General features: G+C 62.5%; 16 protein-coding genes. 5 read left to right on the top strand and 11 right to left on the bottom strand.

Going from position 1 to position 21,369, the window contains the following annotated elements:
* Positions 1-1,251: 1,251 nt before the first annotated feature.
* Entirely contained in the window at positions 1,252-2,715 is a 1,464-nt protein-coding gene (locus tag ACYAR8_RS21220) for an aldehyde dehydrogenase family protein (protein ID WP_463580969.1), read from the top strand.
* A gap of 238 nt (positions 2,716-2,953) precedes the next feature.
* Here the strand turns inward: ACYAR8_RS21220 and pepN are convergent, their stop codons facing one another.
* The 6 genes from pepN to ACYAR8_RS21190 are packed head-to-tail and all read right to left on the bottom strand — an operon-like array spanning position 2,954 to position 9,526.
* Entirely contained in the window at positions 2,954-5,650 is a 2,697-nt protein-coding gene (gene pepN / locus ACYAR8_RS21215; protein WP_463580968.1) for an aminopeptidase N, read from the bottom strand.
* A gap of 28 nt (positions 5,651-5,678) precedes the next feature.
* Positions 5,679-6,509 (bottom strand): DUF2797 domain-containing protein, encoded by an 831-nt coding sequence (locus ACYAR8_RS21210; RefSeq protein WP_463580967.1) that lies wholly within the window; start codon positions 6,507-6,509, stop codon positions 5,679-5,681.
* Positions 6,506-6,766, bottom strand: coding sequence for a YeaC family protein (locus tag ACYAR8_RS21205; RefSeq protein WP_074888021.1), 261 nt, complete (start codon positions 6,764-6,766; stop codon positions 6,506-6,508). The genes ACYAR8_RS21210 and ACYAR8_RS21205 overlap by 4 nt, the downstream gene beginning before the upstream one ends.
* A 29-nt stretch (positions 6,767-6,795) precedes the next feature.
* Positions 6,796-7,668, bottom strand: coding sequence for a rhomboid family intramembrane serine protease (locus ACYAR8_RS21200; RefSeq protein WP_074888024.1), 873 nt, complete (start codon positions 7,666-7,668; stop codon positions 6,796-6,798).
* A complete protein-coding gene (locus ACYAR8_RS21195; RefSeq protein ID WP_074888027.1) occupies positions 7,665-8,636 on the bottom strand; it encodes a metallophosphoesterase in 972 nt (323 codons plus the stop codon). The genes ACYAR8_RS21200 and ACYAR8_RS21195 overlap by 4 nt, the downstream gene beginning before the upstream one ends.
* Positions 8,636-9,526, bottom strand: coding sequence for an NAD(+) kinase (locus ACYAR8_RS21190; protein ID WP_037011709.1), 891 nt, complete (start codon positions 9,524-9,526; stop codon positions 8,636-8,638). The genes ACYAR8_RS21195 and ACYAR8_RS21190 overlap by 1 nt, the downstream gene beginning before the upstream one ends.
* 175 nt (positions 9,527-9,701) lie before the next feature.
* On the opposite strand from ACYAR8_RS21190, the gene ACYAR8_RS21185 reads away from it, so the two are divergent.
* Positions 9,702-10,733, top strand: a complete 1,032-nt coding sequence (locus ACYAR8_RS21185) for a DUF1853 family protein (RefSeq protein ID WP_139214467.1) — start codon at positions 9,702-9,704, stop codon at positions 10,731-10,733.
* On the opposite strand, the gene ACYAR8_RS21180 is transcribed toward ACYAR8_RS21185, so the two are convergent.
* The 5 genes from ACYAR8_RS21180 to ACYAR8_RS21160 all read right to left on the bottom strand — a co-directional run bounded on the left by ACYAR8_RS21180 (position 10,696) and on the right by ACYAR8_RS21160 (position 18,037).
* Positions 10,696-11,979: an arsenic transporter gene (locus ACYAR8_RS21180; RefSeq protein ID WP_108123013.1), complete on the bottom strand. Its 1,284-nt coding sequence runs from the start codon at positions 11,977-11,979 to the stop codon at positions 10,696-10,698. The genes ACYAR8_RS21185 and ACYAR8_RS21180 overlap by 38 nt on opposite strands.
* The gene (locus ACYAR8_RS21175; RefSeq protein ID WP_463580966.1) at positions 11,973-13,211 is read right to left on the bottom strand and encodes an MFS transporter; all 1,239 of its coding nucleotides are present in this window, start codon (positions 13,209-13,211) and stop codon (positions 11,973-11,975) included. Before ACYAR8_RS21175 ends, ACYAR8_RS21180 begins: the two co-directional genes overlap by 7 nt.
* Positions 13,212-13,363: 152 nt before the next feature.
* A complete protein-coding gene (locus ACYAR8_RS21170; RefSeq protein ID WP_463580965.1) occupies positions 13,364-14,704 on the bottom strand; it encodes an MFS transporter in 1,341 nt (446 codons plus the stop codon).
* 150 nt (positions 14,705-14,854) lie between these two features.
* Positions 14,855-15,889 (bottom strand): 1-aminocyclopropane-1-carboxylate deaminase/D-cysteine desulfhydrase, encoded by a 1,035-nt coding sequence (locus ACYAR8_RS21165; RefSeq protein WP_463580964.1) that lies wholly within the window; start codon positions 15,887-15,889, stop codon positions 14,855-14,857.
* 108 nt (positions 15,890-15,997) lie between these two features.
* Entirely contained in the window at positions 15,998-18,037 is a 2,040-nt protein-coding gene (locus ACYAR8_RS21160; RefSeq protein ID WP_463580963.1) for an oxidoreductase, read from the bottom strand.
* A gap of 343 nt (positions 18,038-18,380) precedes the next feature.
* Here ACYAR8_RS21160 and ACYAR8_RS21155 point away from each other — a divergent pair, with 343 nt between their 5' ends.
* The 3 genes from ACYAR8_RS21155 to ACYAR8_RS21145 form a co-directional block, all read left to right on the top strand.
* Positions 18,381-19,532 (top strand): carbon-nitrogen hydrolase family protein, encoded by a 1,152-nt coding sequence (locus tag ACYAR8_RS21155; RefSeq protein WP_463580962.1) that lies wholly within the window; start codon positions 18,381-18,383, stop codon positions 19,530-19,532.
* Between the two features lie 3 nt (positions 19,533-19,535).
* A complete protein-coding gene (locus ACYAR8_RS21150; protein WP_074888069.1) occupies positions 19,536-20,576 on the top strand; it encodes an AraC family transcriptional regulator in 1,041 nt (346 codons plus the stop codon).
* A gap of 649 nt (positions 20,577-21,225) precedes the next feature.
* Positions 21,226-21,369: hypothetical protein (locus ACYAR8_RS21145; protein WP_463580970.1), on the top strand; the 144-nt coding region annotated here is incomplete at its 3' end.

The following is a 21,369-nucleotide window of genomic DNA, read 5'->3' as shown; positions in this document are numbered from 1 at the left end:
CTCACACTGGCCTCTTCCCGGCTAAAGCCAGTCCTACAAAAACAGACCGCGTGCATCCCGCCAATCAGGCAGCGTACGCAATCCCTTGTAGGACCGGCTTTAGCCGGGAAGGCGTCAGGCGCCACGCCGCAAAATTGATGGCGCTCACACGGGCCTCTTCCCGGCTAAAGCCAGTCCTACAAAAACAGACCGCATGCATCCCGCCAATGAGGCAGCGCACGCAATACCTTGTAGGACCGGCTTTAGCCGGGAAGGCGTCAGGCGCCACGCCGCGAAATCGATGGTGCCCACACAGGCCTCTTCCCGGCTAAAGCCAGTCCTACAAAAACAGACCGCATGCATCCCGCCAATCAGGCAGCGTACGCAATCCCTTGTAGGACCGGCTTTAGCCGGGAAAGCGTGAGGCGTCACGCCGCGAAATTGATGGTGCTCATACTGGCCTCTTCCCGGCTGAAGCCAGTCCTACAAAAACAGACCGCGTGCACACCGCCACTCAGGCAGCGCACGACTTTGTGGGACCGGCTTTAGCCGGGAAGGCGTCAGGCGCAACACCGCAAATTTGATGGTGCTCACACTGGCCTCTTCCCGGCTAAAGCCAGTCCTACAAAAACAGACCGCGTGCATCCCGCCAATCAGGCAGCGCACGCAATACCTTGTAGGACCGGCTTTAGCCGGGAAGACGTCAGGCGTCACACCGCGAAATCGATGGTGCCCACACAGGCCTCTTCCCGGCTGAAGCCAGTCCCACTGAAATCAAAAGCGCGTGCACAGCCCACTGATGCAGCGCGCGCTGCCTTTAGTAGGACCGGCTTCAGCCGGGAAAGCGTCACGCGTCACACCGCAAATTGATGGCGCTCACACTGGCCTCTTCCCGGCTAAAGCCAGTCCTACAAAAACAGACCGCATGCATCCCGCCAATCAGGCAGCGCACGCAATACCTTGTAGGACCGGCTTTAGCCGGGAAGGCATCGGATGCCACACCGCAAAATTGATGGCGCTCATACTGGCCTCTTCCCGGCTGAAGCCGGTCCCACTGAAATCAAAAGCCCGTACACCGCCACTCGGGCAGCGCACGACTTTGTAGGACCGGCTTTAGCCGGGAAGGCGTCAGCGGTAACACCGGCGGATTCAGCAGATTCTCCCTTGCAGGTCGCAACAACGGCATCTTTTGCCTGGGCCGGTTTGTTAGCGTATCGAGACGTCAGGACTCGCTGTTCACAGCACTTATCACCGCTCCAGGGAGCTAGCTGGATGACCTCACACTCTTCAAACACCCACGGCATCGAGCTGCAAAACGCCGGAGCTTTCTACATCAACGGCGAGTGGATATCCCCAAAGGTCCCCGCCAGCTTGCCCGTGGTCAATCCGGCCACTGAAGAGGTGGTCGCCGAGGTCGCGCGGGGTTCGGCCGAGGACGTTGATCGGGCCGTCGCAGCAGCGCGCGCAGCCTTCCCTGGCTGGTCGGCAACGCCGGTCAAAGAACGTGCAGCGATCCTGGGTAACATCCACGCGCTAATCCTTGAACGCAAAGAAACGCTCGCCCAGGTCCTGTCCCTGGAAATGGGCGCGGCCATCAGTTTCTCCCGCGCCATGCAGGTGCCGCTGGCCGCCGAACACGTGCGGGTCGCCCGGGATCTGCTGTCCACTTACCCGTTTAGAACCGTTGAAGGCAGCACCGCCATCGAGCGGGAAGCCATCGGCGTTTGCGGTCTGATCACCCCATGGAACTGGCCGCTGTACCAGATCACCGCCAAAGTCGCGCCGGCCCTCGCCGCCGGTTGCACCGTGGTGTTGAAACCCAGCGAGCTGTCCCCGTTAAGCGCCCTGCTGTTCGCCCAACTGGTCCACGACGCCGGCCTACCCCCCGGCGTGTTCAATCTGGTCAACGGCAGCGGCGCGGACGTCGGCGCTGCCATCGCCGCGCACCCTGATATCGACATGATCTCCATCACCGGCTCGAACCGTGCCGGAGCCCTCGTCGCGCAAGCGGCCGCAGTGACGGTAAAACGCGTGACCCAGGAACTGGGCGGCAAGTCGCCGAACGTCATGCTGCCTGACGCCGACTTCGCCAAAGTCGTGCCCTTGGGGGTGATGTCGGCCTTGCGCAACGTCGGCCAGTCGTGCAGCGCACCGACCCGCATGATCGTGCCCCGCGCCCGCCTCGCCGAAGTCGAAGCACTGGCCGCCGAAACTGCCAACGCGTTGATCGTCGGTGATCCGCAGTCCCCTGAAACCCAACTCGGGCCGATTGCCAACGAAGCCCAGTTCAGCCGTGTCCAGGCGATGATCCACGCCGGCATCAGCGAAGGCGCGAAACTGCTGTGCGGCGGACTGGGCCGCGTGCCAGGGTTTGAAAAAGGTTATTACACCAAGCCAACGGTGTTCTCCGAAGTTGACTCAGCGATGCGCATCGCCCAGGAGGAAATCTTCGGCCCGGTGCTGTGCATCCTGGCCTATGACTCCATCGACGAAGCCGTGGCCATCGCCAACGACACGGTCTATGGCCTGGGCGCCCACGTGCAGGCGCAGGACCTGGAACTGGGCCGCGCCGTCGCCTCGCGCATCCGTGCCGGACAAGTGCACCTGAACCATCCGGCGTGGGACCCCATGGCACCCTTTGGCGGCTACAAGCGCTCGGGCAATGGCCGCGAGTACGGCGTGCAGGGGTTCGAAGAGTATCTGGAGACCAAGGCGATTATCGGTTTCAACGCCTGATCCCCCGCTCGCCGGAATCATTGGACGTCTCGAATTGTGGGACCGGCTTCAGCCGGGAAGGCGCCATTCGTTACACCGCAAAATGGATGGCGCACGAACCGGCCTCTTCCCGGCTAAAGCCAGTCCTGCCAAGGTATCGCGTGCAAGAAAGCATCCGCAGCCGCTAAAACCATAAATCAGCGGCCATAAAAAAGGGCTGTCCGTGCAAACGGACAGCCCTTTTTAACATCCGCCCGATTTACGCCAGGCTTTTGCTCACCACTTCATACACGTCCGGCGACAGCGGGCCGGAGGCGAGGATGCGCTCCAGTTCCGCTTTCATCAGCGCTTGGCGCGCGCCGTCGTACTTGCGCCAGCGGGTCAGCGGCGCCAGTTGGCGAGAGGCGATCTGCGGGTTGAAGCCGTTCAGCTCGATGACCAGATCGGCCAGGAAGCGATAGCCAGAGCCATCCGCCGCATGGAAGTTGATCAGGTTCTGCCCGGCAAAGGCGCCGATCAAGGCACGCACCTTGTTCGGGTTCTTCATGGTGAACGCCGGGTGCTGCATCAGCGCTTTCACCCGCTCCAGCCCGCCCGGCAGGGTGCTGCCGGCCTGCACGCTGAACCACTGATCCATGACCAGCGCGTTGTCCTTGAAATTCTCGGCGAACACTTCCAGCGCCTTGGCTTTCTCGGCCTCGAACGGCGAGTTGACCAGCACGGCCAGCGCGGTCAGGCGCTCGGTCATGTTGTCGGCGGTGTCGAACTGGTCGATGGCGGCGGCCAGGACTTCCGGCTTGCCGGTCTGCATCAGGTAAGACAGGGCGATGTTCTGCAGCGCACGGCGAGCGAAGTGCTCGGACGCAGCCACATAAGGCGTCTGCTTCGACAGCTCGCGGTTGGTCTGGTAACGCTGCCACAGCGCGTCGCTCAGGTTGTCGGCCAATTGCTGACGGGCGAACTCGCGCGCGGCGTGGATCGCATCGACGTCAGCCACTTCGCTGATCTCGATCAGATATGCCTCGCCCGGCAGCGAGAGCATTTCCGCGACCATGGCCTGATCCAGGCTTTCGTCGGTCAGCACCGTGTGCAGCGCGGTGATCAGACGCTGATCCATGACCAGCGATTCGCCTTTCTGGTGCTGGCCGATAAGGTCCTGCAGCACTTGCACGGACAGTTGCTGACCGGCATCCCAGCGGTTGAAGCCGTCGCTGTCATGCTGCATCAGGAACATCAGTTGATCGCGGTTGTACGGGAAGCTCAGTTTCACCGGCGCCGAGAACCCGCGCAGCAGCGAAGGCAGCGGCTGTTCGGCGATGTCGATGAAGGTGAAGGTCTGCTCGGCTTCGATCACCGAGAGCACGCGGGAGGTGTTCACCGCCGGGGCCTCGCCCTGCAGGCGCAGAGGGAGTTCCTGACCCTGGGCGTCCAGCAGGCCCATGGCGACCGGAATCACGAACGGCAGTTTCTGATCGCCCGGCTGGCCCGGCGTGGTCGGCGTGCTCTGACGGAAGGTCAGGCTGTAGGTTTTAGCGGCAGCGTCATAAGACTCGCTGACCGCCAGACGCGGCGTGCCGGCCTGGGAATACCAGCGCTTGAACTGGGTGAAGTCGACCCCATTGGCGTCTTCCATGGCTTTGACGAAGTCATCGCAGGTCACGGCCTGGCCGTCGTGGCGTTCGAAGAACAAGTCGCTGCCCTTGCGGAATCCCTCCACGCCTAGCAGCGTGTGGATCATGCCGACCACTTCCGCGCCCTTCTCGTAGACGGTCAGGGTGTAGAAGTTGGAAATCTCGATGAAGCTGTCCGGGCGCACGGCGTGGGCCATGGGGCCGGCGTCTTCGGCGAACTGGTGGGTGCGCAGGTAGGCGACGTCCTGGATGCGCTTGACCGTGGCCGAGTTCATGTCCGCAGAGAAGCCGGAATCACGGAACACCGTGAAGCCTTCCTTCAGCGACAGCTGGAACCAGTCGCGGCAGGTCACGCGGTTGCCGGTCCAGTTGTGGAAGTATTCGTGAGCCACGATCGCTTCGACGCGCTGGTGAGCAGCGTCGGTGGCGGTTTCGGCGCGGGCCAGCACGGCGCTGGAGTTGAAGATGTTGAGGCCCTTGTTCTCCATGGCGCCCATGTTGAAGTCGTTGACGGCGACGATCATGAAGATGTCCAGATCGTATTCGCGGCCGTAGACCTCTTCGTCCCAGCGCATGGACTTCTTCAGGCTGTCCATGGCGTGCTGGCATTTGTCGACGTTTTCCGGCTCAACGAAGATGCGCAGCGTCACCTTGCGCTGGCTCATGGTGGTGAAGGTGTCTTCGATGCACCACAAGTCACCGGCCACCAGCGCGAACAGGTAAGCCGGCTTCTTGAACGGGTCTTCCCACGTTGCCCAGTGGCGCTGGCTGTCATCGGAGGGGCCGGCCGCGATCAGGTTGCCGTTGGACAGCAGGATCGGGAAAGCCTGCTTGTTGGCGCTGACCGTCGTGGTGAACGTGCTCATCACGTCCGGGCGGTCGAGGTAATAGGTGATCTTGCGGAAACCCTCGGCCTCGCACTGGGTGCAGAACATGCCGCTGGATTTGTACAGGCCTTCCAGGGCCGTGTTGGTTTCCGGGTGGATCTTCACGGTGGTGTCGAGGGTGAAGGTCTCGGACGTCGGCTGCACGGTCAGGCTGTCGGAGGTCAGCTGATAGCCGCTCTGTGACAGGTCGCCCTCGGACAGGTCGACATCCGCCAGTTTCACCGACAGCAGCTCAAGCTGCTGGCCGTCGAGTTGCAGCGGTGGCAAGGCCGCGCCCTGAGCCAGCGCGGCGCGGTCCGGGTTGCGACGCATCACCAACTGCGCGTGGACCAGCGAGTGGTCGTCGAACAATTCGAACGTCAGGTGGGTCTCGTCAATGAGGTACTCAGGCGCCTGATAATCCTTCAGGTAAATCATTTTCGGCTGGTCGGTGCGCATGCGGTTGTCCCTCTTCTGCTAATACGGGCTACTGATGCACGGCGAGTTGATACGCCGTGTATTTGCGAATATTGATCACGCCGGTGTCGAAGATCAGGTACTGCCCTTTGACGCCCATCAGGGTACCTTCGGCGATCGGATCCTTGTCCAGGTTGAAGCTGACGATCTTGGTCGGATAGGCCTCTACCGGGTATCGGATCTCGATGGGCTCGACATCGTTCATCACTTGAATGGCCTGCAAGCCAAAGCGCATTTGCAGCGCGACAAGCCCCTCGGCACAGGACTCGAACAGTTGCTGACGAATCGCCGTCAGATCAACCGCCGGTGCGTCGCCCTTGAGCAACGCGCGCCAGTTGGTGCGATCAGCCACCTGACTGCGGAACAGGTCTTCGACGAAACCGGATTGCTGGCGCGTGGCACAGCGCACGATCGGCAGCGCCTGGCTGGCGCCCTGGTCCAGCCAGCGGGTGGGCAGCTGGGTGGCACGGGTGATGCCGACTTTGACGCCCGACGAATTGGCCAGATAGACCACGTGGTCGGTCATGCAAAACTGCTCGCCCCACGCCGGATCGCGGCAGGTGCCATGTTCGTGGTGGCAGCGTTCGGGGCTCATGATGCACAGGTCGCACTGGGCCAGCTTGAGCATGCACGGATAGCAATAACCCTGGCTGTAGCTGGTTTTGGTGCGCTTGCCGCAATGGCTGCAATGAATCGCACCCAGAAACTCAAGGCGCACGGTCTTGCCGATCAGCGGGTTGACCGGGATCTGTGTATCACCCAGCCGGAACGCGTATTCCACCCGCGAGGCCTCAAGCCGCGCGGACATTTTGTTGACGGAGCCTCTGCCGATTTCAATCAATGAATGGAGTCCGATTTGAACAGGATATTGGGCACCGGCGCCGACTTCGACGCACACTCTTGCGGGCCCATGTAGCCGATGCGCTGGTCTTCCGGAACGTTGCGCACTTCCCAGGCAATCAGCGCCTGCAGCGACAGCTCACGTTGTTCCTGGGTCAGCTTGCGGCCGTCGGACCATTTACCGATCTCCACCGCCAGCTTCAGGCTTTCGTAGACGTCCGGGGTGATGTTTTCGATCATTTCGACAAAAGAGGACATTGGGTTCTCCCAGAATTAAGCGGGCGATTTTAATGTCTGCGGCGGGCCAGTGCACCGCCCACAAGACCTGTAGCACAACCGATGATCAGGCCGCCGACATGGGCGCCGTTGGCGATTTCGCCAAACCCGAGCACACCGACGACGCCGGACAGGCACACCACCAGCCAGATCAGCATCATCCCCAGAACACCGCGTGGTAAACGATACATGGGGTTGGGGGCGAGCAATTGAAAGATCCAGCAGTGACCGAGCAGGCCATACAGCACGCCGGACAGACCACCGAACAGACTCGGGCCGCTCCAGAAATACTGGACGTAATTGGAAAAGGCGCTGAACGCCAGGGTCAGGCCGAGCAACTGCCAACTGCCCTGGCGCATTTCGATGCGCCGGCCCAGCTCCCAGAACCACAGCGCGTTCATCACCAGGTGCAGCACACCGAAGTGAATCAGCATCGGCGTGACAACCCGCCACCACTGCCCCGCCCCCAGCGACGTTTCCACCGGCAAAAAGCTGATGTACTCGCCGTTGACGCGGAAGTCGTTGAAGGTCAACCAGCTCAAGGCTTCAAAATTGTCGCCGAGCAAAGTCACGCCGGCGACGATCAGGCAGATCAGCAAGATCACGCTGGTCACCGGACTGTTGCGCACCTGCACCAGCGGACTGGGCCGGCTTACGGTCACGATTTCACGGCCCGGGGGCAACTGCGCGGTCGGGTCGCCTTCAGGGTATTGCTGATACAACTGACGGACGTCATCGGCCAGTTGCGGTGCATCGGGCACCCACAGCACTTGCTCGCCGGCCTCTTCGCTGACCCGATGGGGCACGTTGAGGCGTCGCAGCAACTCGACGAAACCGCTCAGGTCGGTTTGAAGCGGCAGGCGTAAAACAGCAACCGGACTCATTGACCTATCTCCGGTCGGGTGACGTCGACCCAGACGAACTTGTCCGGGTCGATCTGGGTTTCCTGATCCAGCCGGTAGGCGACCAGCTTGCCGTAGAGCACGGCGCTGTAGTCCAGGCACGCCAGGTTGGGCCGGATCGGCGCGGGAATGCCGCTGCGCCAGTAGTGGCCGACGAACAACAGCGGTTCATTGGCGCCGTATCGCAGCAGCGCGTTCTTCTCGCTGGGGGACAGCGGCCGCCGCGCCACCGGCTCCGGCAGCGCGTCAGGCTGAAACACCACGTCGCCGTAGGTCTGCGGGTCGTCTTCCCAGAACTTGGTGCGGAACGAGGCGCGGGTCAGGCCGTCGCCGCCGGTCAGGGTCATGCCGTGGGGCAGGCGCATGTCGGTGCCGCGCAGCAGGCGATCAAACACCGCGCAGGCAAAACTGCCCGGCTCCGCCGACGCCTGCACGAAGGCCTGGTCGATGCGACCGTCGCCATGAACGCTGCGCAACGGCGCGATCAGACTGGCATCCCAACAGGCGTGGACGACACGGAAGCGCTCGGCGTCGATGAACAGCGGCAGTTGGTAAAACCATTTGAGAAAGTCGTTCCAGTCACCGGGATGCTGCTCGAACTGCGCCAGGGTTTCGCCCAACAGACGGGCATGGCGCGGCGTGTGTTCGCGCACCCACTCATGGCCGCTCTCGGGCGGCGCCGGCGTGCTCCAGCCCAGCGCGTTGAATTCATGGTTGCCCATGATGCAGAACGCCTGGCCGGCCTCGACCATGTCACGGACGATGTGCAGCGCTTCGCGAATACGCGGGCCGCGGTCGATGATGTCGCCGAGGAACACGGCGATGCGTTCAGGGTGGCGCCAGACGCCGGCCTGAAAGCGGTAACCAAGGGTGTCGAGCAAGTGCTCAAGGGTCTGGGCACAACCATGCACGTCACCGATCAGATCGTAGCCACGCGCGGGATCGAGCATCAGTCGCTCCCGCCGCCAAGCCGACTGCCCCAACCGAGTTTGGTCCGGCAGACTTCGTAGTAATTGTGGTCGAGGGGGTGAATGAGGCGCAGCTTCTGCGGCTTCTTTTTCACGGTCACGGTGTCACCCGGCGCGCAGGTGAAGTGGTTCTGGCCATCGCAGGAAACCTGTGGATAGATCGTCATGTCCTTTGAGACAACGATTTTCAGCTCACTGTTTCCATCGACGACAATCGGCCTGCCGGACAGCGTGTGCGGGTACATCGGCACGATGACGATGGCGTCGAGCTTGGGGTGCATGATCGGGCCGCCCGCCGACAGCGCATAGGCCGTGGAGCCGGTGGGCGTTGCAACGATCAGGCCGTCGGCCTTCTGGCTGCAGACGAACTGGCCGTCGATGTAGATTTCGAATTCGATCATCCGGGTGGATTTGCCGGGGTGCAGCACGACGTCGTTGAGGGCGTCGCCCTGGCCGATCGCTTCACCGTGACGGCGCACTTCGGCCTGCAACAGGAAGCGGTTTTCCACCAGATAGTGGCCGTCGAGCACTTCAGCGACTTTGACTTCCAGCTCGTCGGGGCGGATGTCAGTGAGGAAGCCCAGGCTGCCACGGTTGATGCCCAGCACCGGCACATTGTGCTTGGCCAGCGCACGGGCGGCGCCGAGCAGACTGCCGTCGCCGCCGACCACGATGACCATGTCGCAGACCTCACCGAGCATCTTGCGCGAAGACGTCTGCAAACCATGGCCCGGCAAGACCTCGGCGATGGCGTCTTCGAGGATCACATGCAGGTGCCGCGATATCAGGAATTTCTTGAGTCGGCGAACGGTCTCCACCACCTGGGTACTGCCCAGGCGACCAATGATGCCGATATTTCGAAATTGCTCCATGGGGCTCCCGCAGGCTTGATGCGTGTAAAGAACGCGATTATGGGCGAAGGGGTCGGGTGCGGCAAATGAAGCGCTCTGCCCTCCGTGCTATCACCTCAAATCCGGCGCAAAAACATTGCATCCGTAGGAAGATTTACGTCAAACACGCAAATGGTGTCGGGCACCGACGGCGATAATGATCCGGTGGCTGCAACCGCCCATCACCCGCTATCCTGCCCCGATGAAGAACCTGTTCCCGACCCTGAGCGCCCTGCCCCGTCAGCTTCTTACGCCCACCGTGCGGGACCTGGCGTGGGTGATCCTGTCGCCTCCCCTGCTGGCTGAAACCCAATGGCCCCAGCGTCACCCCCTCAGCGGCAGCGACTGGGTGCAACACCCTGAAGCGCTGGGAGCTTTTTTAACCCAGCTGGACCAAGACGACAGCGCCCTCAATGCCTGGCTGGCGAGAAGCTCGACGCGCCGGCTGGGGCTGTATTACGAGCGGCTCTGGCAGTTCGCAATCCAGCACGCGCCCGGCGTCGAGTTGCTCGCGGCGAATCTGCCGATTCAGGGCGACGGTCGCACACTGGGCGAGCTGGACTTGCTGCTGCGGGATAAGGACGGCGATCACCACATTGAATTGGCGATAAAGCTGTATCTGGGGCGGCAGGATCAGGACGGCGAAGAGCCGGCCCACTGGCTCGGCCCCGGCGCCGTCGACCGGCTGGATGTGAAGCTCGCCCACCTGAATGAGCATCAACTGCCCATGTCGGCGCGCCCGGAAAGCACCACGATACTCGCCGCGCGGGGCGTGGAAACCTTCAGCGCGTCGCTCTGGCTGGGGGGTTATCTGTTTTATCCCTGGCCGAAGACTGCCCCTCCCCCTCAAGGGGCACACCCTGAGCATCCGCGGGGAAAGTGGCTGCATCAAAAGGACTGGAGCGGGTACGCAGAAAGCAGCCTGGAGGACCGCTGGCAATTGCTGCCGCGTCCGGCCTGGCTGGCGCCGGCGCGCTGCGACGAGGCCTGGACACCGCGTCAGTTTCAGAACTGGCTGGACGCCCTCGACCCGCTGGCGCCGGCGCAACTGCTGGTGCGCCTGATGCGCCACGCCGACGGCCACTGGGAAGAGGCCGAGCGGCTGTTTCTGGTGTCGGACCTGTGGCCGAACCTGCCGGATGCGCGCCGCGTTACAGACTCAGTCGCAGCACCAGCGCCGCGAGGGTAATCAACAAAACCGGCACGGTCAGCACGATGCCGACGCGGAAGTAATAACCCCAGCCGATGGTCACGCCCTTCTTCGCCAGCACATGCAGCCACAACAAAGTGGCAAGACTGCCGATCGGGGTGATTTTCGGGCCAAGGTCGCTGCCGATCACGTTGGCGTAAATCATCGCTTCCTGCAGCACGCCGTGGGCGTGGCTTGCATCAATGGACAACAGGCCGATCAGCACCGTCGGCAGGTTGTTCATCACCGAAGACAGCAGCGCCGTCAGCACGCCCGTGCCCATCGCCGCCCCCCACAAACCATGTTCAGCGAAACGATCGAGCCAGGTTGCGAGGTAATCGGTCAGGCCCTGATTGCGCAGGCCGTACACCACCAGGTACATGCCCAGCGAGAAAATAACAATCTGCCACGGCGCGTCTTTCAGTACCTTGCGCGTCGAAATGCGGTGGCCTTTGGCGGCGATGCCCAGCAGGATCGCGGCGCACACGGCGGAGATCGCGCTGATGGGAATCCCCAGCGGTTCCAGGGCGAAGCAGCCCACCAGCAAGATCCCCAGCACCCACCAACCGGTCATGAAGGTCGCGCGGTCCTTAATCGCCGAAGACGGCTCGGCCAGTTGCGAGGCGTCGAAGGTCTTCGGGATGTCGCGACGAAAGAACAGCATCAGCACTGCCAGCGTCGCAGCGACGCTGACCAGATTGACCGGCACCATCACCGACGCGTAGCGGTTGAAACCGATGCCGAAATAGTCGGCGGACACGATGTTGACCAGGTTGGAGACCACCAGCGGCAGGCTCGCGGTGTCGGCAATGAACCCTGCCGCCATCACGAAAGCCAGGGTAGTCGCTGGCGAAAAGCGCAGCGCCAGCAGCATCGACATGACGATGGGCGTGAGGATCAGCGCCGCGCCGTCATTGGCGAACAGCGCCGAGACCAGCGCGCCGAGGAGCACGATAAACGCAAATAGCCGCCTGCCCTTGCCGTTGCCCCAACGCGCCACGTGCAGCGCCGCCCAGTTGAAAAACCCGGCCTCGTCGAGCAACAGGCTGATGATGATCAGCGCAATGAACGTCCCGGTCGCGTTCCAGATGATGTGCCAGACCTGGGGGATGTCACTCAGGTGCACCACCCCGAAAAGTAGCGCGAGCACTGCGCCAAACGTTGCACTCCAGCCGACACCAAGGCCCTTGGGTTGCCAGATCACCAAGGTGATGGTGACCAGAAAAATCGCGACGGCTATCAACATCTTTTTGAAGTTCTCGGAAGCAGGATGGCGAGGATGCCTAACAGCGGCAGGTAGGAGCACAGGGTGTAGACATAAACGATGCCGTGAAGATCCGCGAGGTGACCCAATAATGCGGCGCCGATGCCGCCGAAGCCGAACATCAGCCCAAAGAAGATGCCGGCGATCATGCCGACGTTGCCCGGCACCAGTTCCTGGGCGTAGACGACGATGGCCGAGAACGCCGAGGCCAGAATGAAACCGATGATCACGCTGAGCACGCTGGTCCAGAACAGATCGGCGTAGGGCAGCGCGATGGTGAACGGCGCGACGCCCAGAATCGAGAACCAGATCACCGCCTTGCGCCCGATGCGATCACCGATCGGCCCGCCGAAAAACGTGCCCGCCGCCACCGCCGCCAGGAACATGAACAAGTGCAGCTGCGAGCTGGCGACCGACAGCTGGAATTTGTCGATGAGGTAAAACGTGAAGTAGCTGGTGAAGCTGGCCATGTAGAAATATTTGGAGAACACCAACAGCGCCAGCACCACCAACGCGCTGGTCACCCGACGTTTCGACAGCCCGTGGGTCGCCGCCTGGCCGGCCTTCATTTTGAACAGCGCCAGGTGCGCCTTGTACCAGCGGCTGATGGCGTACAGCAGGCCCACGGAAAACAGCGCCACCAGTCCGAACCAGGCGATATGCCCCTGACCGAAAGGGATGATGATCGCCGCCGCCAGCAGCGGCCCGATGGCGGAACCGCTGTTGCCGCCCACTTGAAAGGTCGATTGCGCCAGGCCAAAGCGCCCGCCTGAGGCCAGCCGGGCAATGCGCGAGGCTTCGGGGTGAAAGGTCGACGAGCCGATGCCGATCAACCCTGCGGCGAGCAGGATCAGCGGGAAACTGCCCACGGTCGCGAGCATCATCACACCGCCCAGAATGCACAACGAGCCCACCGGCAGCACCAGCGGGTTGGGGTGGCGATCGGTGTAATAACCGACCCAGGGCTGCAGCAACGACGCCGTGACCTGGAACGTCAGGGTGATCAGCCCGACCTGGGTGAAAGTCAGGCCGTAGGAGGCCTTCAGCATGGGGTAGATGGAAGGCAGGATCGACTGAATCAGGTCATTGAGCAGGTGCGCCAAGGCCACTGCACCAATGATGCGCATGACCAGAGGGCTGGATTGCGTTGATTGCGAGGCGGGAACGGGTTGGGTATCGGTCGCGGGCACGGTTGCAGGGCTGGTGACGGCCATCGGGTCCATCCATCGAACGTTGATGCGCCGTCGGGACTCGTTACAGAACATGTCAGCGGCACAAGGGGCCGCCAATGTGCCATTTTTTGGGGCGCCGCTGCCATGTTTTGTTGCTGATTTGTGCGTTGGGTTGCGTGAAGCAGGGGCGGCAGTCAGATCGCCGTCTGCAATCTCCCCCGCGCCGTCAACGAGCCTTCCACCTCATGCAGTGACACTTTGGACGTCTCCGGCAATGCCAGTCCGCCCGCCAGCGCCAGCAGCGCAATGACGATCAGGTAAAACGCCGGCGCCAGGTTGCTGCCCGTCGCGCCGATCAGCCAGGTCGCCATCAGCGGTGCCGTTCCGCCGAAGATGGTGTACGCCATGTTGTAGGTGATCGCCGAAGCGGTGTAACGGGTACGCGTGGGAAAGGTCTCCGACAACAAAGCCGCCGTCACCACGCCGCACAGGACAGCGCCAATCGCCAGCAACATTACGCCCACGATCGACGCCACGAACGACCCGGAACTGGCCATCAAAAACGACGGATACACCACCACGATCAGCAGGACGCAGGTGCTGAGCACTGTCTTGCGTCGCCCGACCTTGTCGGAAAACGCCCCGGCCACCGGGCAGATCGCGGCGGCGAACAGCAAGGCAATCAACGACACCAACAGCGCGGTCGCCCGACTCAGCCCGCCCGCGACCTGCAAGTAGGTCGCGAAATAGGTGGTGAACATATAGAACGACAACGCCGTCAGCGACACGAACGCGCCGAGGCAGCAGATCGCCGCGCCATGGTTGCGCAGGGTTTCCTTGAGCGGCGAATGAGCGACAGCATGCTCCTGCTTGACCGCCTGAAACGCCGGGGTTTCGTCCAGTTTCCAGCGCAGGTACAGCCCGACCAGCCCCAACGGCGCGGCGATCAGAAACGGCAGCCGCCAGCCCCAACTGCCCATGGCTTCGGTGCTCAAAGAGGCTTCCAGCGCGTAGGCGATGATCGCCGCCGCCGCGAACGCCGAAAAGGTCGACACCGGCACGAAGCTGCCGTACCACGCCCGCTGCGTGCGCGGGGCGTGTTCCATCAAGTAGGCACACGCCCCCGCATACTCGCCGCCGGCAGAAAAACCCTGGGCGCAGCGAATGAGGGTGAGCAAGACGGGCGCCATGACGCCGATTGCCGCGTAGGTTGGCAGCAGACCGATGATCGTCGTCGCCCCGGCCATTAGCAGAATGGTGAACGCCAGCGTGCGCTTGCGGCCGATGCGGTCGCCCAGCATGCCGAAGAACACCCCGCCCAGCGGCCGAAACGCGAAGGCCACGGCGAACACCGCGAAGGTTTTCAATAACGCCGCGCTGGCATCGCCGCTGGGGAAGAACTGCTGGGCGATGGTCGTCGCCAGAAAGCCGTACACCGCGAAGTCGAACCATTCGACGAAATTGCCGATGGCGGCCGCCACGATGACTTTTCTCAGGGTGGCAGGATCAACCTGCTCAAGGACGGGAGTGGTCATGGAAACCTCGGCGCGCGTGGGAAAGATCCGATTATCGGCACTGCGCCCTGCCCGCCTGACTCCAGAAATGCCGCCGACGTACTCAGGACCGACCTATCGGAGGGTGTGGTCCGCAGGATTCGTGCCAGTGCCCGGATGCTCGCGCCGGCGTCAGGGATGTGCCAACGCAGATTCGAAAGTCCGTCTGCCCTGCAATCCCCCGGTGTGCAGGAAGATCAGCCGCGTGCCCTTGGCGATCCGGCCCGAGATTACTTCTTCGTGCAGCGCCAGCAATGCCTTGCCGGTGTACAGCGGTTCGAGGGGGATACCGGATTCGGCTTCGTGACGCGCAATGAAATCCAGCAACCCGGGATCGGTCTTCGCAAAGCCGCCACGACTGGCGTCGAGCAAGCGGTAACCCTGAGGTTTACAGCTGGCAGGCAAAGCGGCGTTAAGCGGCTTTTGATCACGTTCGGCCAAGGTCGCTGGTTTCGACAACGACGCAGCCCCTGTGGGAGCGAGCTTGCTCGCGAAGGCCTCAAGAATGCCCCCCACATTGCCCTCAACCCCATGAGCTTCAGGCACCGCCATCGCGCCAATCACCTCATGCTGCCCCGCCTCCGCCTCCGCCAACACCAGCCCCGCCAACGTTGTGCCAGTGCCACAGGCCAACCACCAGCAATCGTAATCCTCCCACCCCAAATCGCCGAGCTGGCGGCGCGCCTGTTCAACGATTTCAGCGCAGCCCACCGCACCGTCAAGCCCGCCGCCGCCCTCGGGCACCGGAAACAGAAGCGGATAACGCTCGCGCCACGGCACCCAGAAATCCGCGTCATGCCGCGCGCGATACCCGGCGTAACCCAGCCAGTGCAGCTCCATCCCGAACGCCTGCAGATCCAGCACCGTTGGCGTCTCGACCGCATGCCCCCGCACCAGCCCGACCGTGGTAAAACCAAAGCGCTTGCCCGCCGCCGCCAGCGCATGCAGGTGATTGGAATGCGCGCCGCCCAGACTGATAACGCCCCGCGCCCCGGCTCGCTCAGCCGCCGCCAGATGGTGCTTGAGCTTGAACCATTTATTGCCGCTGATCAGGGGGTCGACAAGGTCCAGCCGCAGGATCGCCGCCTGCACGCCGGCTGCCTGGAGCCAGTCGAAATTGAGCGGTTGCAGCGGTGCGGACGGCAGGTGTGAGGAGAGAGGGGACATTAAATCGGTCGGGCTATGGACGGTGCGGGAGTCTAGCACTCGTCGGGCTGGACTCTCGATTTGGGGGGCTGTGTAGGGGGATTCCCAACCGTCAGCCCCCCCCAACCCTTACAACCCCGCCGCCAACCGCGATCCCTGATCAATCGCCCGTTTGGCATCCAGCTCAGTCGCCACATCCGCCCCGCCAATCAGATGCACGCTCTGCCCCGCCGCCTGTAACCCGTCATACAGTTCACGCAGCGGATCCTGCCCGGCGCAGATCACCACGTTGTCCACCGGCAGCAGTTTCTCCTCGCCGTCAGCCCCGATACGAATATGCAGACCCGCGTCGTCGATCTTCAAATATTCCACGCTGTTGAGCATCTGCACCTGTTTGTTCTTGAGCCCCGTGCGATGAATCCAGCCGGTGGTTTTGCCGAGGCCGTCGCCGACTTTCGTGGCTTTGCGCTGCAGCAGGAACACCTGACGTGCTGGCGCATGGGGATGAGGCTTGATCCCGGCGACACCGCCTCGCGCCGCCAGATGCGTGTCGATGCCCCACTCGTCCCAGAACGCATCGCGATCCAGGCTGGTGGACACGCCCTGATGGACGAGGAATTCCGACACGTCGAAGCCGATGCCGCCCGCGCCGATCACGGCGACGGACTTGCCGACCGGCTTGCGGCCGAGGATCACGTCGAGGTAGCTCAGCACCTTGGGGTTGTCGACGCCGGGGATGGCGGGCGTTCGTGGCGCGATGCCGGTGGCCAGGATCACTTCGTCATAGCCTTTGCCGACCAGATCATCGACCGTGACGCGGGTGTTCAGGCGCAGGTCGACGCCGGTGGTTTGCAGCTTGCGGCCGAAGTAGCGCAGGGTTTCGAAGAACTCTTCCTTGCCCGGAATGCGCTTGGCGATGTTGAACTGCCCGCCGATTTCGCTGGCCGAGTCGAACAACGTCACGTCATGCCCGCGCTGGGCCGCGACGGTGGCGGCTGCGAGGCCCGCAGGACCGGCACCGATGACCGCGATTTTGCGGACCTGGGTGACCGGCAGGTAATTGAGCTCGGTTTCATGACAGGCGCGAGGGTTGACCAGGCAGCTGGTGAGCTTGCCGCCGAAGGTGTGGTCCAGACACGCCTGGTTGCAGCCGATGCAGGTGTTGATCTCGTCGCTGCGACCGGCCGAGGCCTTGTTGACGAATTCCGGGTCGGCGAGAAACGGGCGCGCCATGGAGACCATGTCGGCGTCACCTTCGGCGAGTATCTGCTCGGCAACCTCGGGAGTATTGATGCGGTTGGTGGTAATCAACGGGATCGACACCGAGCCGCGCATTTTCGCCGTCACTTTGGCGAACGCCGCGCGCGGCACCTTGGTGGCGATGGTCGGGATCCGCGCTTCGTGCCAGCCAATGCCGGTGTTGATCAGCGTGGCGCCCGAACGCTCAATGGCCTGGGCCAGTTGCACCACTTCTTCCCAGCTGCTGCCGCCCTCAATGAGGTCGAGCATCGACAGGCGATAAATAATGATGAAATTCGCCCCCACGGCTTCACGCACGCGGCGCACGATCTCCACCGGCAGGCGCATGCGGTTTTCATAGCTGCCGCCCCAACGGTCGGTGCGATGGTTGGTGTGGGCGACGAGAAACTGGTTAATAAAATAGCCTTCGGAGCCCATGATCTCGACGCCGTCGTATTCGGCGGTCTGCGCCAGGGTCGCGCAGGTGACGAAATCCTGAATCTGCTTCTCGATGCCCTCTTCGTCCAGCGCTTTGGGTGTGAAGGGGTTGATCGGCGCCTGAATGGCGCTCGGTGCCACTTGCTTGGGGCTGTAGGCATAACGCCCGGCGTGGAGGATCTGCATGCAGATCTTGCCGCCGGCCTCATGCACGGCTTGGGTGACGATGCGATGGTTGGCGGCTTCTTCCGGCGTCGACAGCTTGGCCGCCCCCGAATACACCCCGCCTTCAGCGTTCGGTGCGATACCGCCGGTGACCATCAAGCCAACCCCGCCCCGTGCGCGCTCGGCGAAATACAACGCCATGCGCTCGAACCCGCCCGGCTTCTCTTCGAGCCCGGTGTGCATCGAGCCCATCAGGGTGCGGTTGCGCAGCGTGGTGAAACCCAGGTCCAGGGGTGCGAGCAAATGCGGGTAGTGGGGGGCGGCCATAAAAACTCCATCGAGCATCATCACGGGACGCGAGCGCTCTGTGGCGCCCGTCGAGTCAGTCAGGGCCGAAATGACGGCCTGTGTATGACACAGACAGTAAACAGCGAGTAGCGGCCGCTCAATGACCGAAAACGACAAGTTAATGATCAAATCGCGCAGAGTCCTTGCTGTCAGTCTCTATCCAGCGCATTTCTACTAACGCCATGCGAGACGCAGCCCCCTACTAGTGTCTCGCCCCCCCCCAGGCAGCCGGGCGTCTTCTCCAAAGCAGCGTTTTGCCGTAGCCTTCCGGCAACGTTATGGCGCCCTGCGCGCTTTCTTCAGAGGCAGTTCTCCTTTCTTCATGCGCAAAGTTCTCGGCTCACTTACCGCTGCAGTGCTGGTGATTCTTCTCGTCAGCTATGGGCTGTGGACGAGCAAGCGTCATGTCGGGCATTACCTGACGGACCTGCGCATTCAACTGGTCATCAACGACGGGCAACCCGGCGAGCGCGGCAACCTGCTGGGCATTCAACCCGAGCTGTTCCCTTCCGATTATTCAAGCGTCAAACGCCTGCATCGCAAGCTGGCGTCGTATCTGGTGCAAGCCCGCGACCATGGGCTGCTCAACGATAAAACCATCGTGGTGCTGCCCGAGCACATCGGCACCTGGTTGTTGGCGGTGGACGAAAAGGCCCAGTTCTACGAGGCCACCACCTTCCAAGAGGCGATGAACTGGCTGGCGTTCAGCAACCCGCTGCTGTTTATCGACGCAGCGATTCACGCGCGGGGCAGCAGCCGCTTCGAGGACGCACGCTTGCGCATGAAGGCGTACAGCATGGCGCAGGATTATCAAAACGTGTTCGGTGGGCTGGCGAAGGAATTTGGCGTGACGGTGGTGGCCGGCTCGATCGTGCTGCCCAGCCCGCACGTGGAAAACGGCGAACTGCGTATTGGCCATGGCGCACTCTATAACAGCAGCCTGGTGTTCGGCCCGGACGGCCTGCCCCTGGGGCAGCCCCAGCGTCAGTTGTTCCCGGGCTGGAATCAGCGGGGCTACATCCGTCCCGGCAAGGACGCGTCGCTCAACGTGATCGAAACCCGCGCCGGGCGGCTGGCGACACTGATCGGCAGTGACAGCTGGTACCCCGACAACTACGCGCGCCTCAATGCCAGCGGCGTCGAGCTGATCGCAGTACCGGCCTACGTCGCCGGCGTGGACAGCTGGTCGCAACCCTGGCGCAGCGACAGGCACGAGGCGCTGGCGGCCCATTTGAACCTGGATGCCAAGCCAATCACCCAGGGTGAAGCCTGGCGTCGACTGGCGTTGACACCGGCCAGCACCGCGAAGGCCGGCATCAGCGTGTTCATGCGCGGACAATTCTGGGATCAAGGCAGCGCCGGTCACAGTTTCGCCAGTCGCGGCGGGCAAAGCGTCGCCGAGCAGTCCATCAGCGCAGCCCAGAAAGGCGTACGCCCCGGGTATGGCGCGCGCCTGATCAATCTGTGGTTGTAACCGATGACCTCCCCTCGCGTGCGTCTGGGCGATTTGTCCGTAGGTTTCGTCCACAGCCTCGCCGACGCTGTTCACAATGAAGGCAAGGACCCGCAACCGCTGCTGCTGCAATACGGCCTGGATGCCGCGCGACTGGGAGAAGCCGGCGCCCGGCTGTCGATCCCGCGCTACATGCGCCTGGGCCATGGGGCCATTGAGCTGACCGGCGTGGCTGCCTTGGGACTGCGGATGGGTCAATCCAGTCGTTTGAGCCACGCCGGGCTGGCCGGCATCACCGCAGCTCAGGCGCCGACCGTGCGTGAAGCGGCGCGCACGCTGATTCGTTTCGAACCGCTGTACGGCTCGAATTATCGCGGCCAGTCGAGCCTGCACGAAGACAGCAACGGCGCCTGGCTGCGCTTCTATTCCATCAGCCCGTACAACGACTACAACCGCTTCGTGGTGGATTCGATTCTCGGCGGCTGGCTGCATCAACTGTCGACCCTGAGCGGGACGACGTTGAGAGCCGAATGTCTGGAGATCGAGTTCGACGCCCCCGCCTACGCTGCTGAATACGCCGCGCTCTGCGAGCAGCCCGTGAGTTTCGCCGCGGGCGTCAATCAGCTGCGCCTCAACCAGCAGCAGCTTGGCCTGCGCAATCCCGACCACGTGCCAAGTACCTGGCGGCACTTGCTGCAGGTGTGTGAACGGGAACTGGAGCAGCTCACGCGCACCCGCAGTCTGCGCGAGCGCATCACCCAATTGCTGGGGCCGTTGTTGAATGGAGGGCGTGAACCGGATCTCGAAGAAGTGGCTGCGCGACTGAAACTGCCGACCTGGACCCTGCGCCGTAAGCTGGCGGACGAGGGCACGCAGTTTCGTGCGATCCTCAATGACACCCGGCGCGACCTCGCCATGACCTACATCCGGGACACCGAACTGGCCTTTGGCGAAATCGCTTACTTGTTGGGATTTGCGTCGGCCGAAGCCTTTCAGCGGGCCTTCAAACGCTGGACCGAACAGACGCCCGGTGCGTTTCGTCGCAGCCAGCGCCAGTCGCTCTGACTGGCAGCCGTGATTTTTCCTACAACTCGGTGGCGTCTTCTGCTGGCTCCAGCGGGTCCAATTCATACGCCTGGTATTCCAGCAGTTCTTCTTGGTACTCGTCCATTTTCGCGCCCTCGTGGCGGGTTCTTGTGATCGATGGGGTTCTTGTGTCGCTGAGTCATTCAGCTGCAGATTCACTGACTACGAACCCAACCCTAAAGTGCCCTCATGAACAAAAAATGAAGGGCCGTTGAACACTAGACGCGCGCGGATAAACGGCGACGGCCCTAGTGATTGTTAGCCTGGCCTGGGTCTGGCAGTTCGTTTTTTCCTGACTGTCAGTTTTTTGAGCGATGACGGGGTAGCCCACTTGACGTCCACGCCATGTTCGCCATAGTCTCGACGCCATGAACGCATCCCAGCATTTCTTCGGCCAGATAATTATTACCGCCATTCCAGTCATGGCGGGTTAGCCGACGTTTGCACCCAACCCGCCCTAGAGGCGGGTTTTTTCTCTCTGTCTCCCGGGCCAAAAACCACGTCAGGAGCCAGACATGATCATTCGCCCTTCCCTCGCCTTCTTCGTCGACCGCCTGATCCTCCCAAGCCTGCCGACGAGGCCCACACGATGAGTCAGACGCCAGCCTACTCGATCGCTCAGGGCGACCTGCTCAATCACTACGTCAAAAAGATCCTCACTTCCCGCGTCTATGACGTTGCCGTGGAAACCCCGCTGCACGCCGCACGCCAGCTTTCCGCGCGCCTGGGCAACAACGTGCTGCTCAAGCGCGAAGACCTGCAGCCGGTGTAT

This window comes from Pseudomonas sp. HP_01 (assembly GCF_055284355.1).
The sequence above is the reverse complement of the archived record's forward strand: the minus strand, read 5'-3'. Positions and strand labels throughout refer to the sequence as shown.